Consider the following 13,407-nt stretch of genomic DNA (forward strand, 5'->3'; position numbering starts at 1 on the left):
CGACCCGGTGAGCGGCAGGCGGGGACGGAACGCAGGACGGCGCGCGGCGGGGACGCTGCTCGCCGGGCTGCTGCTCGCCTCCGGCTGCGCGGCCCCCGACGACGGCGCGGCCCCCGGAGCCACCGCCCGGGGCATCCGCGCCACGCTGGACCGCCGGGCCGCCGCCGTGCTCGACCACGACACGGACGCCTTCCTGGCCACGACGGACCCCGGGGCCACCGGGCTGCGCACGGCCCAGCGCAGGGAGCTCGCCAACCTCGCGGACATACCGCTGAGCTCATGGACGTACCGGCTGCACGGGGTGACCGGGCGCGGCACCGACCGGGCCACCGCGGACGTCGAGCTGCGCTACCGGATCAAGGACTACGACGCCGCCCCGGTCTCCGCGGACCGGGTGCTCGACCTGAGACGGGACCGGGCGGACGGCCGCTGGTACGTCGTGGGGGAGCGGTCCGGCGGGGACGGCGTCCGCCAGCTCTGGCAGCAGGGCGACGTACGGGTGGTGCCCGGGTCGCACAGCCTCGTGCTCGGCGTCGGCCGCACGGAACAGGAGCTGCGCGCCGTCGCCCGCACCGCGGACCGCGCGGTGCCCGCCGTCTCCCGCGCCTGGCCGGAACGCTGGGCGGGCCGCGTGGTGGTGCTCGTACCCAGGACGGTGGACGACATGGCGGAGCTGCTGGGATCGGCGGCGGACTACCGGGGCATCGCCGCCGTCACCACCGGGCGGACCGGCGGCGCGGGCCGGACCCCCGCGGACCGGGTGATCGTCAACCCGCAGGCGTACGGCACGCTCGGCGGCTTCGGACAGCGGATCGTCCTCACCCACGAGACCACCCATGTCGCCACCCGCACCCGTACTTCCGCCGCGACCCCGGCCTGGCTCTCCGAGGGCTTCGCGGACTGGGCGGCCTACCGCTCGGAGGATCGCGCCCCGGCGCGGATCGCGCCCGAGCTCGCGGACGCGGTCCGGCGCGGGGACCCGCCCGCCGGTCTTCCCGCGGACGAGGACTTCGGTTTCGCGGGCGACCCCGCGCGCCTGGCGAGGGCGTACGAGGGCGGCTGGGCGGCCTGCGAGCTGATCGCCGACCACTGGGGCGAGAAGAAGCTGTTCGCCTTCTACCGGGCCGTCGGAGGGCATCCGGGACGGGACGGAGCGGTGGAGCAGGCCATGCACGAGGTGCTCGACACCACCCCGCAGGACTTCACCACGCTCTGGCGGGAGTATCTGGGCTCCGAGCTCGGCTGAGCCAGGCGCACGGCTCAGGAGCCGACCGGCGCCGCCTCCCGGCCGAGGTCCGGCCGGACGGCGGACCCGCCATCGCCGCGCGCCGCCCCGGGCACCGTCCGCCGCCACAGCCGGCGGCAGGCGAGCAGCGTCGCCGCGACCAGCAGGCCGTTGCGCAGGAACATCAGCGTCACACCGGTCGCGTCGCTGGTCACCACATGCGTGAACCCGAGCGGGAACTCCCACTGGGTGATGCCCGTCGCCAGCAGCACCAGACCGGCCGGCAGCACCATCCGGCTGTCGCGGAACACCAGGCAGACCGCCGCCAGACCGACCAGCCACAGCATGTACTGGGGGCTGATCACCCGGCTCGTCGTCGTGAACAGCAGCACCGCCGCGAACGCCGCGTCCGCCGGGGTGCTCGCGCCGAAGTCACGGGCCCGCAGCCGCCACACCAGCAGCCAGCCGAACGCGAGGACGGACAGGCCGAGGGCGAGCGCGCTCACCAGCGGCACATGCGGCCCCAGGAACTCCATCGAGCCGTAGTGCAGCTCCACCCGGCCCTGCCAGCCGAACTGCCGCGCCACATGGAAGACCAGCGCGCCCAGCGACTCGACCTCGGTGCCCCGGTCGCGCTGGGAGCCGAGGAAGGCCAGCGCCCCGGGCATCGCCACGGTGCACCCCACCAGCAGCCCGGCCGTCGTCACCGCCGCGGCCGTCCACGCCAGCCGGGTCCGCCGGCCGCGCGCCGTACCGGCCAGGATCAGCGCCGGCCACACCTTCAGCAGCGCACCCACGGCGGCCAGCACCCCCATCACCCGCGGATGCCGCAGCCCCGCCAGGAGCGCCGCCACCGCCACCGCCGTGACCATCACGTCGTAACGGGCGTACGCGGTCGTGCCGAGCAGCGGCACCCCCGCCACCCACACCCAGGCGCCCGCCACCGACCGGCCGCCGCCCCGGCCCGCGTACAGCAGCAGCGCCAGCACCAGCCCGTCGCACACGCATGCGAGGACGAAGAAGGCCGAGGCGTAGTCGAGGAACGGCAGCAGCGCGGGGGAGAGGACGGCGAGCGCGGCCAGCGGCGGGTACTGCCAGGTGACGTCGGACGACGGGTACGTGCCGGTCCGCAGGACCTCGGACCAGCCGTGGTAGATCACCGAGACATCACTGGTCACGTCCGGGCCGGGCAGCGTGATCACCTTGGTGACGAAGCACAGCAGCGCGACCCTGGTCAGGGCCCACGCCGCGGCGGCGAGCCGTGCGCCGGTCGATCCCCTCATGAACGCCTCATCCGTATGCGTCGGTCGTAGCTCGGCGGGTACGAGGAGCCATGATGCCCGCACGCCCGGTGCGGGAGCCATCGGGGCCGGACCGCCCGGTACTGTCGGCCGGGATGGACAAGACCCTGATCGTGACCAATGACTTCCCGCCCCGCCCCGGCGGCATCCAGGCGTTTCTGCACAACATGGCGCTGCGCCTGGACCCCGGACGGATCGTCGTCTACGCCTCCACCTGGAAGCGGACCCCCGAGGGCATCGAGGCCACCGAGGCCTTCGACGCCGAGCAGCCGTTCACCGTCGTGCGCGACCCAACGACGATGCTGCTGCCGACCCCGCGGGTCACCCGGCGCGCCGTCCGGCTGCTGCGCGAGCACGGCTGCACCTCCGTCTGGTTCGGCGCCGCGGCCCCGCTCGGGCTGATGGCACCCGCGCTGCGCAGGGCCGGCGCCCGGCGCCTGGTCGCCACCACCCACGGGCACGAGGCGGGCTGGGCGCAACTGCCCGCGGCCCGGCAGCTGCTGCGACGGATCGGCGAGGGCACGGACACGATCACCTATCTGGGGGAGTACACCCGCTCCCGGATCGCCCCCGCGCTCACCCCCGAGGCCGCGGCGCGGATGGTCCAACTGCCGCCCGGCGTCGACGAGAAGACCTTCCACCCGGGGTCGGGCGGGGACCGGGTCAGGGCCGGGCTCGGCCTCGCGGACCGGCCCGTCGTCGTCTGCGTGTCACGGCTCGTGCCGCGCAAGGGCCAGGACACGCTGATCCTCGCGATGCCCGCGATCCTGGCGCGGGTGCCGGACGCGGTGCTCCTGATCGTCGGCGGCGGACCGTACGCCGAGGAGCTGAAGCGGCTGGCCGCTCGGACCGGGGTCGAGAAGTCCGTGCGGTTCACCGGACCGGTGCCGTGGGAGGAACTGCCCGCCCACTACGGCGCGGGCGACGTCTTCGCCATGCCGTGCCGCACCCGTCGCGGCGGCCTGGACGTGGAGGGCCTGGGCATCGTCTTCCTGGAGGCCTCCGCCACCGGTCTGCCGGTGGTGGCGGGCGACTCGGGCGGCGCGCCCGACGCGGTGCTCGACGGCGAGACCGGGTGGGTGGTGCGCGGCGGCAGCGCCCAGGAGGCGGCCGACCGGATCGTGACGCTGCTTGGCGACCCGGAGCTGCGGCAGCGGATGGGGGAGCGGGGCCGGGCCTGGGTCGAGGAGAAGTGGCGCTGGGACCTGCTCGCCGAACGGCTCCGGGCGCTGCTCTGAGCCACGTACGGGAAAGGGCCCGCACACGCCGTGCGGGCCCTGTCGCGGCTGGACGCCGGTCAGCCGTGGTAGATCGAATCGATCTCGTCCGCGAAGTCCTTCGCCACCACGTTCCGCTTCAGCTTCAGAGACGGCGTGATGTGGCCCGCCTCCTCGGTGAACTGCGAGTCCAGGACACGGAACTTGCGTACGGACTCCGCCTTGGACACCGCCGCGTTCCCGTCGTCCACCGCCCGCTGCACCTCGGCCAGCAGCTCCGGGTCCTCGCGCAGCGACCGGGCCGTCGAGCCGGCCGGCCTGCCGTGCTCCTCGGCCCACCGGCCCAGGAACTCCTCGTCCAGGGTGACCAGCGCGCCCACGAACGGCCGTCCGTCACCGACCACCATGCACTCGGCGACCAGGGCGTGGCCGCGGATCCGGTCCTCGATCACCGCCGGAGCGACGTTCTTGCCGCCCGCCGTGACGATGATCTCCTTCTTGCGGCCGGTGATCGCGAGATAGCCGTCCTCGTCGAGCGTGCCGATGTCACCGGTGTGGAACCAGCCGTCGGCCAGCGCTTCGGCCGTCGCCGCCTCGTTGTTCCAGTAGCCGGTGAACAGGTGCTCGCCGTGCAGCAGCACCTCGCCGTCGTCCGCGATCCGCACGACCGAACCGGGCAGCGGCTGGCCGACCGTACCGATCTTCTGCCGGTCCCAGGGGTTGAAGGCGGTGGCCGCGCAGGTCTCGGTCAGGCCGTAGCCCTCCAGGACCGTGAAGCCGATCCCGCGGTAGAAGTGGCCGAGCCGCTCGCCCAGCGGCGCGCCGCCGGAGATCGCGTACTCGCCGCGCCCGCCGAGCACCGCGCGCAGCTTGCTGTAGACCAGCCGGTCGAAGATCTTGTGCTTCAGCCTCAGGCCCAGGGGCGCGCCCTGGGGGGTGCCCAGCGCGCGGCTGTAGGCGATCGCGGTGTTCGCGGCCTTGTCGAAGATCCTGTCCTTGCCGTCGGCCTGTGCCCTGGCGCGCGCCGCGTTGTAGACCTTCTCGAAGACCCGCGGCACACCGAGGATCAACGTCGGTCGGAACGAGGCCAGTTCATCGGTGAGGTGCTTGATGTCCGGTACGCAGCCGAGCTTGATCGGGGCCATCACCGAGGCCACCTCGACCAGCCGCCCGAAGACGTGCGCGGTGGGCAGGAAGAGCAGCACGGAGCACTCGCCGCTACGGAAGAGCGGCTTCAGCCGCTCCACCACGTTGCCGCACTCGGCGAAGAAGCTGCGGTGCGTGAGCACACAGCCCTTGGGGCGACCGGTGGTGCCCGAGGTGTAGACGATGGTGGCCGGGTCGTCCGCCTTGGCGCTCACCGTCCGCAGGTCCAGCGTCTCGTCCGAGACGTCCTCCCCGATCGCCGTCAGCCGGCGGACCGCGTCGTCCTCGATCTGCCAGATGCCCTTCAGGGCCGGCAGATCCGCCTGGACGGAGACCACGGAGGCCTGGTGGGCCTCGGACTCCACCAGGCACAGGGCGGCGCCGGAGTCACCGAGGATCCACTGGATCTGCTCGGGCGAGCTGGTCTCGTACACCGGGACGGTGACCGCGCCCGCGCTCCAGATCGCGAAGTCGAACAGCACCCACTCGTAGCGGGTGCGCGAGAGCAGGGCCACCCGGTCGCCGACCTCGATGCCCGCGGCGATCAGACCCTTGGCGACGCCTCTGACCTCGGCCAGGAACTGCGTGGCGTCGACATCCGTCCATACGCCCCCCACCTTGCGGCTCATCACCGCGGCATCGGGATGCTGAGCGGCATTGCGGCGGATGAGATCCGTCAGGTTGCCGTCCGAGGGGACCTCGTACAGGGCCGGAAGGCTGAACTCGCGCAAGACTGCTGCTCCTCATCGGGCGCCGGTGCCACGGCTCTGTGCGACGCACCGGCTGCGGTCCAAGATTGGCAGGTGCTCAGTGGGGTGAGCACGACTGGACTGCCCGGACGTTACCCACCAGTACTCGGTTCCCGATAGGGGGTTCCGGCCAGATGTCTTGTGCGTCACACACAACGGTGATCCTTGGGCGCACAGTAGTCCACCCGCGTGACCGGAGGGCGATATTCGCAGGTCCGGCGGCCTCTACCCAGGTGACCGACGGGGTTCTAGGGTGATCGTCATGCGAGCCGGAGACAGCACCCGACAGCGCACGCGCATCCACGTGGTCAGTGACGTGCACGGCAACACCGAGGCACTGGCCCGCGCCGGGGAAGGCGCCGACGCCCTGGTCTGCCTCGGTGACCTGGTGCTCTTCCTCGACTACGCCGACCACTCGCGCGGCATCTTCCCCGACCTCTTCGGTGTGGAGAACGCCGACCGGATCGTCGCGCTGCGCACCGCGCGCCGCTTCGAGGAGGCCCGCGAGTTCGGCCGCGGCCTGTGGGCGGGCATCGACCGCGACGCCGCGATCGTCTCGGCGGTGCGCAAGCAGTACGCCGCACTCTTCGCGGCCTTCCCCACCCCTACGTACGCCACCTACGGCAACGTCGACATCCCCGGCCTGTGGTCCGAGTACGCCTGCCCGGGCACCACCGTCCTGGACGGCGAACGGGTCGAGATCGGCGGCCGGGTGTTCGGCTTCGTCGGCGGCGGCCTGAGGACCCCGATGAGGACCCCGTACGAGATCGGCGACGAGGAGTACGCGGCGAAGATAGCGGCGCTCGGCCCGGTCGATGTGCTCTGCACCCATATCCCGCCCGAGGTGCCGGAGCTGACGTACGACACGGTGGCGCGCCGCTTCGAACGCGGCAGCCGCGCCCTGCTGGACGCCATCCGCCGGAACCGCCCCCGGTACGCCCTGTTCGGCCACGTCCACCAGCCGCTGGTCCGCCGGATGCGGATCGGTGCCACCGAATGCGTGAACGTCGGTCATTTCGCGTCCACCGGCAGGCCCTGGGCCCTGGAATGGTGACCGCACCGGCACCGGACCCTGGGACGAGGCGCCGTGGGCACGCGATAGCCTTCTGACGGCAGGGGCCTCTGCCGACGCACCGGTACACCGCACTGGAGGAGCCACGGCGATGGCTGAACACACCAGCTCGAGCATCACGATCGAGGCGGCACCGGCCGACGTCATGGGAGTGATCGCTGACTTCGCCCGTTACCCGGAGTGGACCGGCGAGGTCAAGGAGGCCGAGGTCCTCTCCACCGACGACCACGGCCGCGCCGAGAAGGTCCGCCTCGTCCTCGACGCCGGAGCGATCAAGGACGACCACACGCTCGCCTACACCTGGACCGGCGACCACGAGGTCAGCTGGACCCTCGTCAAGTCCCAGATGCTGCGCGCCATCGACGGCTCCTACGCCTTGGCCCCGCTCGGCGACGGCGACCGCACCCAGGTCACCTACCGGCTGACCGTCGACGTCAAGATCCCGATGCTCGGCATGATCAAGCGCAAGGCGGAGAAGGTCATCATCGACCGGGCCCTGGCCGGTCTGAAGAAGCGCGTCGAGTCCGTCCCGAAGGCCTGACCCGGTGCGTACGGTCCTCGTCACCGGCCCCGGCGGCGCCGGCCGTACCACCGTCGCGGCGGCGACCGCGCTGGCCGCGGCCCGTCGCGGCCGGCGCACCCTGCTGCTGACGGCCGACGGCATACCCGGCTTTCCCGACGGCACCGAACCCACCGAGGTCACCGACGGGCTGTGGTCCGCCCGCATCGACTCCGGCGAGCACTTCCGCGGCGAACTCCTCGCCCTTCAGGACCAGGCCTCCGCCGTACTCGACCTGCTCGGCGGGAACCGGCTGGACGGCGAGGAACTGACCGAACTCCCCGGCAGCTGCGAGCTGGCCCTCCTGCACACCCTGCGACGCGCCGCCGAGGGCGACTGGTCGCGCCGCGGCCACGAGCTCCTCGTGGTCGACCTGCCCCCGCTGCGCGAGGCGATCGCCCTGCTCGCCCTCCCCGGGCAGCTGCGCCGCTATCTGCGCCGGCTGCTCCCCCCGGAACGCCAGGCCGCCCGCGCCCTGCGCCCGATGCTCGCCCAGCTCGCCGGTGTGCCCATGCCCGCGCAGTGGCTGTACGAGGCGGCCGCCCGCAGGGACGCCGAGCTGGCCGCCGTCCAGGCCCTGATCGAGGACCGCAACACCACGCTCCGGCTGGTCGCGGAGCCCGGCCCGGCCGCCGAGGACGCCCTGCGCACCGCCCGCACCGGCCTCGCCCTGCACGGGCTGCGGGTCGACACCCTCGCGGTGAACCGGGTGCTGCCCAGCCACTCGGCCGACCCCTGGTTCGCGGCGCTCGCCGCACAGCAGGAGAAGACCGTCGAGCGCTGGTACGAGGAATGGGTGCCCGGGGCCGCGCTGTGCGAGGTGCCCCACCTCGGCCGCGACCCGCGGGGCCTCGACGACCTCGCCCGCCTCGACACCGCGGCCGCCTGCACCGTCTTCGAGGCGGCGGGCACCGGCGGCGGCCTCTTCGAGGGCGACGGACTGGCCGCGGAACTGGACGCGCGGAGCCCCGGACGGGCCGACGACCCCTGGTGGATCGAGAGCCCCGACGTCCCGGACGGCCTCGACGGACTGCTGCCCGGCGCCCGGATCGTGACCGCCCCGGCGGCCGGCGACGGCGACCCGGTCCTCGTCTGGTGCCTGCCGCTGCCCGGCGCCGTCAAGAAGGACCTCCAGCTGGTCCGCCGCGGCGACGAACTGCTGCTCACCGTGGGCCCGTTCCACCGGATCGTCCCGCTGGAGTCCGGACTGCGCCGCTGCACCGTCTCCGGCGCCGCCCTCACCGACGGGGTGCTCCGGGTCCGGTTCACCCCGGACCCCGGGCTGTGGCCGAGGACGGGCTGAACGGCGCCGCACGGTTCGGGTAACGTCGGTAGTAGGCGCCCCGCATGCCGGGCCGCCGCACACCACGTCGCAGGAGTCCGCCATGAGCGATGCCACCGATCGTCCCGTCGACGACGACGCGTGGGCGAAGGCCTGCGCCGAGGACCTCGAAGAGGAGAAGGCCCGCCGCCGGGCCCAGTACGGCCCGCCGCCCGGCTCCGCCGCCGAGGAGCTGCGCAAGCTGGTCGACGCCGTGGCCGACAAGGTCTCGTCCCTCCAGTCGCCGCTGTTCGGCGCGGCGGCCCAGGGCACCGTGCAGCAGATCATCAAGCAGGCCAGGTCCGCGGTCGAGCCCGTCATCGAGCGCAACCCGGATGTCTTCGACCACATCGCCGCGGCCGGCAGCGAACTCCTCGCCGCCTACCGCTCCGCCGTCGAGGGTCAGGAACGCCGCTGGACCCAGGGCGCCGGGGACCCCGCGGGCGCCGAGAAGAAGGCCGACGACCCCTCCGACCCCCGTGACGAGGGCCCCGCCGCGGGCGAACACATCGACCTGGACTGACCGGCACCGAAAGGCCGGGCTTCCGGCTCGGGTACGGTTGGCCCCAGCGGGGCTCGACCGGAACTGAGGGATTCATGGGACTCACCATCGGCGTCGATATCGGCGGCACGAAGATCGCGGCTGGAGTGGTCGACGAAGAAGGCCACATCCTCTCGACGTTCAAGGTGCCGACCCCGCCGACGGCTGAAGGCATCGTGGACGCGATCGCGGCGGCGGTGTCCGGTGCGAGCGAGGGCCACCGGATCGATGCCGTCGGCATCGGTGCGGCCGGATACGTCGACGACAAGCGTGCCACCGTGCTGTTCGCGCCGAACATCAACTGGCGGCACGAGCCGCTGAAGGACAAGGTCGAACAGCGCGTCGGCCTCCCCGTCGTCGTCGAGAACGACGCCAACGCCGCCGCCTGGGGCGAATACCGCTTCGGCGCCGGGCAGGGCCACGACGACGTCATCTGCATCACGCTCGGCACCGGCCTCGGCGGCGGCATCATCATCGGTAACAAGCTGCGCCGCGGACGCTTCGGCGTGGCCGCCGAGTTCGGCCACATCCGGGTCGTCCCGGACGGTCTGCTCTGCGGCTGCGGCAGCCAGGGATGCTGGGAGCAGTACGCGTCGGGACGCGCGCTCGTCCGGTACGCCAAGCAGCGTGCCAACGCCACCCCCGAGAACGCCACCGTCCTGCTGTCCCTCGGCGACGGCACGGTGGAGGGCATCGAGGGCAAGCACATCAGCCAGGCCGCCCGGCAGGGCGACCCGGTGGCGGTCGACTCGTTCCGCGAGCTGGCCCGCTGGGCCGGCGCCGGACTCGCCGACCTCGCCTCGCTCTTCGACCCGTCCGCGTTCATCGTCGGCGGCGGAGTGTCGGACGAGGGCGAGCTGGTGCTCGACCCGATCCGCAAGTCGTTCCGGCGCTGGCTGATCGGTGGCGAATGGCGCCCGCACGCCCAGGTGCTCGCGGCCCAACTGGGCGGCAAGGCCGGGCTGGTGGGCGCGGCCGACCTGGCCCGCCAGGGCTGAGCCGAACAGGACAGGACCGGACCGGACGCCCGTCGCGCCCCTGGGGGAGCGGCGGGCGTCCGTCGTATCGTGAGCCCCATGGTCCTGACGCCACTGCCCGACTCCCGTACCGAGCCGGATGGTTCGGCCGTCATCCGCGTGCTCAGCTACAACGTCCGGTCGATGCGCGACGACCGCGAGGCGCTGGCCCGCGTCATCCGCGCCTGCGCCCCCGACCTGGTCTTCATCCAGGAAGCCCCGCGCTTCTTCCGCTGGCGCAAGCGGGCCGCCTGGCTCGCGGCCCGTACCGACCTGGTCCTCCTCGGTGGCGGCGCCACCGCGGCCGGGCCGTTGCTGCTCTGCTCGCTGCGGGCCACCGTGGAGCGTACGCAGGACGTGCTGCTGCCGCTCACTCCCGGACTCCACCGCAGGGGCTTCGCCACGTCCGTGGTGCGGATCGCGGGCATCCGGATCGGTCTGCTGAGCTTCCACCTGAGCCTGCAGCGGGACGAACGCCTGGCCCAGACGGAGCTGTTGCTGGAACGGCTGGACGCGATGGGCGTCGAGCACGCCGTCGCGGCCGGCGACCTCAACGACGTACCGACCGGAGCTGCGTTCCGACGGCTGGCCGGGCGGCTCCAGGACTGCTGGGTGGTCCGGCCCTGGGGCGGGGAGAACACCTACACGCCGGACCACCCGCGACGGCGCATCGACGCGGTCTTCGCGACGGACGGCATCGAGGTGCTCGGCTGCGGTGTCCCCGCCGGGCTGCCCGGCGTCACCGACGCGGACCTGCGGGCCGCCACCGACCACCTGCCGGTGCTGGCGGTGCTGCGGGTGCCCGCGGTCAGGCCCTGAGCCGGACCGGACCACCCGCCGCAGCGCCCCGGCCTCAGACCACCGCCCCGCGCCCGGGGTCGTCGTCGTCCTCGTCGTCGTCGTTCATCCGGGCCACCAGGGTGACGAAACCGCCCAGGAAGCCGCCGACGCAGATTGTCGTGAGCCACCAGGTCATGTCCCACCGCAGCAGCACCGCGAGCAGCATCAGCACCGGACCGCCGACGACCGCGAGCCAGGCGAACTTCGCCGTGACATCGGCCTCCGGCAGCGGAGGCGGCTCCGGAGGGACGAAATGCCCCTCGTCGCTGTCGTCGAGGTCGTCGTCCTTCGGCTCCGCGACCTCGTAGTCGCGCGGCCCCGCGACGCCGGGGGCGAACACGACCGAGCTGCCGAGCGGCTTCTCCGGCGGCTTCACGGACTTCTTCCCCAGCCCCTTGTCGGGATCCAGGATGCCGGGCTGATCGTCCTCCAGCAGCGCGAGATCCTCGACCGACCGGAACGGCTTGGTGCCCGGCGGGTCCGGCGGCTCCTCGCCGTACCCCGCGACGATCGCCTGCCACGCCGCGTCCTCGTCGACCGACGGCTCGGACCGGCGGCCGCCGTCGGCGTCCGGCGACGCCTGACGGGCAGCGGCGTCCTGCGGAACCGTGCCGTCGTCGGGCGCGGCAGACCCCTCCGTCGGAAGGGGTTCGCGCTCCTCCTCGCTGCCCGCGCGCTCCGCGTCGTGCTCAGCCACCTGACGTGCTCCCCTTCTTTCCGACGCTCGGGGCGAGGCGGCCGATGAACCGGTGGCTCTCGTCGAAGATCCGCTCCGCATCGTGGTCCAACGTCGCCACGTGGTAGCTCTGTTCCAGCAGGATCTCCTCGACGTCCGTCGAGGACACCCGGCTGAGGATGCGAGCCGAGTCGGCAGGCGGCACCACATGGTCCTGCGGGCTGTGCAGCAGCACCATCGGCTGGGTGACCTGGGGCAGCTCGGCGTCGACCAGGCGGAAGAAATTCCGCAGCGAATGCGCCGCGTGCAACGGCACCCGGTCGTACCCGACCTCCTCGGAGCCGGCCAGGGCGATGTCGCTCACCAGCCCCTTCGTCGTCCGCACCAGATGGCGGGCGACCGGCAGCGCGTGCGCCGACAGGCCGTGCACCTTGTTCGCCGGATTGACCAGCACCAGGCCGCTGATCGCGTCCCCGTGCTTCGCCGCCAGCCGCAGCGTCAGCGCGCCGCCCATGGACAGCCCGAAGACGAAGACCTGGCTGCACCGCTCCAGCAGGGCGCGCAGCTCCCGGTCCACCTCCGCGTACCAGTCCTGCCAGCCGGTGAGCTGCATGTCCTCCCAGCGGGTGCCGTGCCCCGGCAGCAGGGGCAGCGAGACGGTGAGCCCGCGCTCCGCCAGGTAGTGCGCCCAGGGGCGCAGCGACTGCGGGGAACCGGTGAATCCGTGGCAGAGGAGGACGCCGACCTCTCCGCCCTCGTGGCGGAACGGCTCGGCTCCAGGAAGGACCGGCACCGGGGTCTCCTGTTCGTGAGGCTCGAAGGGGAGCGAAAGGGGGAGTGCAGAAGGATTACTTCACCGTACGCGACCGGGCTGACACCGACCAGGGGCGTCACCGCCCGCGGCCCCGCATCGGCTCCGTGCCGGGCGGGAGCGGGTGCGGCCGACGGGTTAAGGTCTCTCGGACAGCACACAGGAGGCACCCGAGTTGATCTACGGCGCAATGAAGTTCTCCATCGGCGGCTCGCTGAAGCTCGCCTTCCGGCCATGGGTGGAGGGCCTGGAGAACATTCCCGCGCAGGGTCCGGCGATTCTCGCGAGCAACCACCTGTCGTTCTCCGACTCCTTCTTCCTGCCGGCCGTCCTGGACCGCAAGGTCACCTTCATCGCCAAGTCGGAGTACTTCACCGCACCCGGCGTGAAGGGCAAGCTGACCGCGGCCTTCTTCAAGGGGGTCGGCCAGCTCCCGGTGGACCGTTCGGGCGCCCGGGGCGCCGGCGAGGCGGCCATCAAGGCGGGCATCGAGGTCATCGAGAGCGGCGGCCTCTTCGGCATCTACCCGGAGGGCACCCGCTCGCCCGACGGCCGTCTCTACCGCGGCAAGCCCGGCGGGCTCGCCAGGGTGGCGCTGGCCACCGGAGCGCCCGTCATCCCCGTCGCGATGATCGACACCGAGAAGATCCAGCCGCCCGGCCAGGTGGTGCCCAAGCTGATGCGCCCGGGGATAAGGATCGGCAAGCCGCTCGACTTCAGCCGCTACCACGGCATGGACGGGGACCGCTTCATCCTCCGCTCGGTCACCGACGAGGTGATGTACGAGATCATGAAGCTCTCCGGCCAGGAGTACGTCGACATCTACGCGACGGCGGCCAAGCGGCAGATCGCGGACGAGGCGAAACGCCGCGCCGATGCGGAGAAGCACAAGGGCACGGGGTCCGGAACGCAAGGCTGAAGGAACGGTACGGC

At 72.7% G+C, this 13,407-nt stretch carries 13 protein-coding genes; 9 read left to right on the forward strand and 4 right to left on the reverse strand.

Translation table 11 applies throughout. The features are described from left to right. Nucleotides 1–7: 7 nt before the first annotated feature. Complete coding sequence (locus IE107_RS03000) at nt 8–1,246, forward strand: gluzincin family metallopeptidase (RefSeq protein ID WP_189540721.1); 1,239 nt, start codon at nt 8–10, stop codon at nt 1,244–1,246. A gap of 14 nt (nt 1,247–1,260) precedes the next feature. On the opposite strand, the gene IE107_RS03005 is transcribed toward IE107_RS03000, so the two are convergent. Next, on the reverse strand, nt 1,261–2,508 hold the full coding sequence (locus tag IE107_RS03005) for a glycosyltransferase 87 family protein (RefSeq protein WP_189540723.1): 1,248 nt from the start codon (nt 2,506–2,508) through the stop codon (nt 1,261–1,263). A gap of 113 nt (nt 2,509–2,621) precedes the next feature. On the opposite strand from IE107_RS03005, the gene IE107_RS03010 reads away from it, so the two are divergent. Further along, nucleotides 2,622–3,764: a glycosyltransferase family 4 protein gene (locus IE107_RS03010; protein ID WP_189540724.1), complete on the forward strand. Its 1,143-nt coding sequence runs from the start codon at nt 2,622–2,624 to the stop codon at nt 3,762–3,764. A gap of 59 nt (nt 3,765–3,823) precedes the next feature. On the opposite strand, the gene IE107_RS03015 is transcribed toward IE107_RS03010, so the two are convergent. Further along, the gene (locus IE107_RS03015) at nt 3,824–5,620 is read right to left on the reverse strand and encodes an AMP-dependent synthetase/ligase (RefSeq protein ID WP_189540725.1); all 1,797 of its coding nucleotides are present in this window, start codon (nt 5,618–5,620) and stop codon (nt 3,824–3,826) included. Between the two features lie 280 nt (nt 5,621–5,900). Here IE107_RS03015 and IE107_RS03020 point away from each other — a divergent pair, with 280 nt between their 5' ends. The 6 genes from IE107_RS03020 (at nt 5,901) to IE107_RS03045 (ending at nt 10,966) form a co-directional block, all read left to right on the forward strand. Beyond that, nucleotides 5,901–6,692, forward strand: a complete 792-nt coding sequence (locus tag IE107_RS03020; protein ID WP_189540728.1) for a metallophosphoesterase family protein — start codon at nt 5,901–5,903, stop codon at nt 6,690–6,692. Nucleotides 6,693–6,801: 109 nt separating this feature from the next. Then, nucleotides 6,802–7,251, forward strand: a complete 450-nt coding sequence (locus IE107_RS03025) for an SRPBCC family protein (protein ID WP_189540730.1) — start codon at nt 6,802–6,804, stop codon at nt 7,249–7,251. 4 nt (nt 7,252–7,255) lie between these two features. Then, nucleotides 7,256–8,572: an ArsA family ATPase gene (locus IE107_RS03030; protein WP_189540732.1), complete on the forward strand. Its 1,317-nt coding sequence runs from the start codon at nt 7,256–7,258 to the stop codon at nt 8,570–8,572. Nucleotides 8,573–8,654: 82 nt separating this feature from the next. Further along, complete coding sequence (locus IE107_RS03035; RefSeq protein ID WP_189540734.1) at nt 8,655–9,113, forward strand: DUF5304 domain-containing protein; 459 nt, start codon at nt 8,655–8,657, stop codon at nt 9,111–9,113. A gap of 74 nt (nt 9,114–9,187) precedes the next feature. Beyond that, nucleotides 9,188–10,129, forward strand: coding sequence for an ROK family glucokinase (locus IE107_RS03040; RefSeq protein ID WP_189540736.1), 942 nt, complete (start codon nt 9,188–9,190; stop codon nt 10,127–10,129). A gap of 78 nt (nt 10,130–10,207) precedes the next feature. Beyond that, complete coding sequence (locus IE107_RS03045; RefSeq protein WP_189540738.1) at nt 10,208–10,966, forward strand: endonuclease/exonuclease/phosphatase family protein; 759 nt, start codon at nt 10,208–10,210, stop codon at nt 10,964–10,966. A gap of 34 nt (nt 10,967–11,000) precedes the next feature. Here the strand turns inward: IE107_RS03045 and IE107_RS03050 are convergent, their stop codons facing one another. Further along, on the reverse strand, nt 11,001–11,684 hold the full coding sequence (locus IE107_RS03050) for a hypothetical protein (protein ID WP_189540740.1): 684 nt from the start codon (nt 11,682–11,684) through the stop codon (nt 11,001–11,003). Beyond that, complete coding sequence (locus tag IE107_RS03055; RefSeq protein ID WP_189540742.1) at nt 11,677–12,456, reverse strand: alpha/beta hydrolase; 780 nt, start codon at nt 12,454–12,456, stop codon at nt 11,677–11,679. The genes IE107_RS03050 and IE107_RS03055 overlap by 8 nt, the downstream gene beginning before the upstream one ends. Nucleotides 12,457–12,649: 193 nt before the next feature. Here IE107_RS03055 and IE107_RS03060 point away from each other — a divergent pair, with 193 nt between their 5' ends. Continuing rightward, nucleotides 12,650–13,393, forward strand: a complete 744-nt coding sequence (locus IE107_RS03060; protein ID WP_189540744.1) for a lysophospholipid acyltransferase family protein — start codon at nt 12,650–12,652, stop codon at nt 13,391–13,393. The last annotated feature ends 14 nt before the right edge of the window (nt 13,394–13,407 follow it).

This window comes from Streptomyces gelaticus, assembly GCF_014649535.1.
In the GTDB taxonomy this organism is placed as follows: domain Bacteria; phylum Actinomycetota; class Actinomycetes; order Streptomycetales; family Streptomycetaceae; genus Streptomyces; species Streptomyces gelaticus.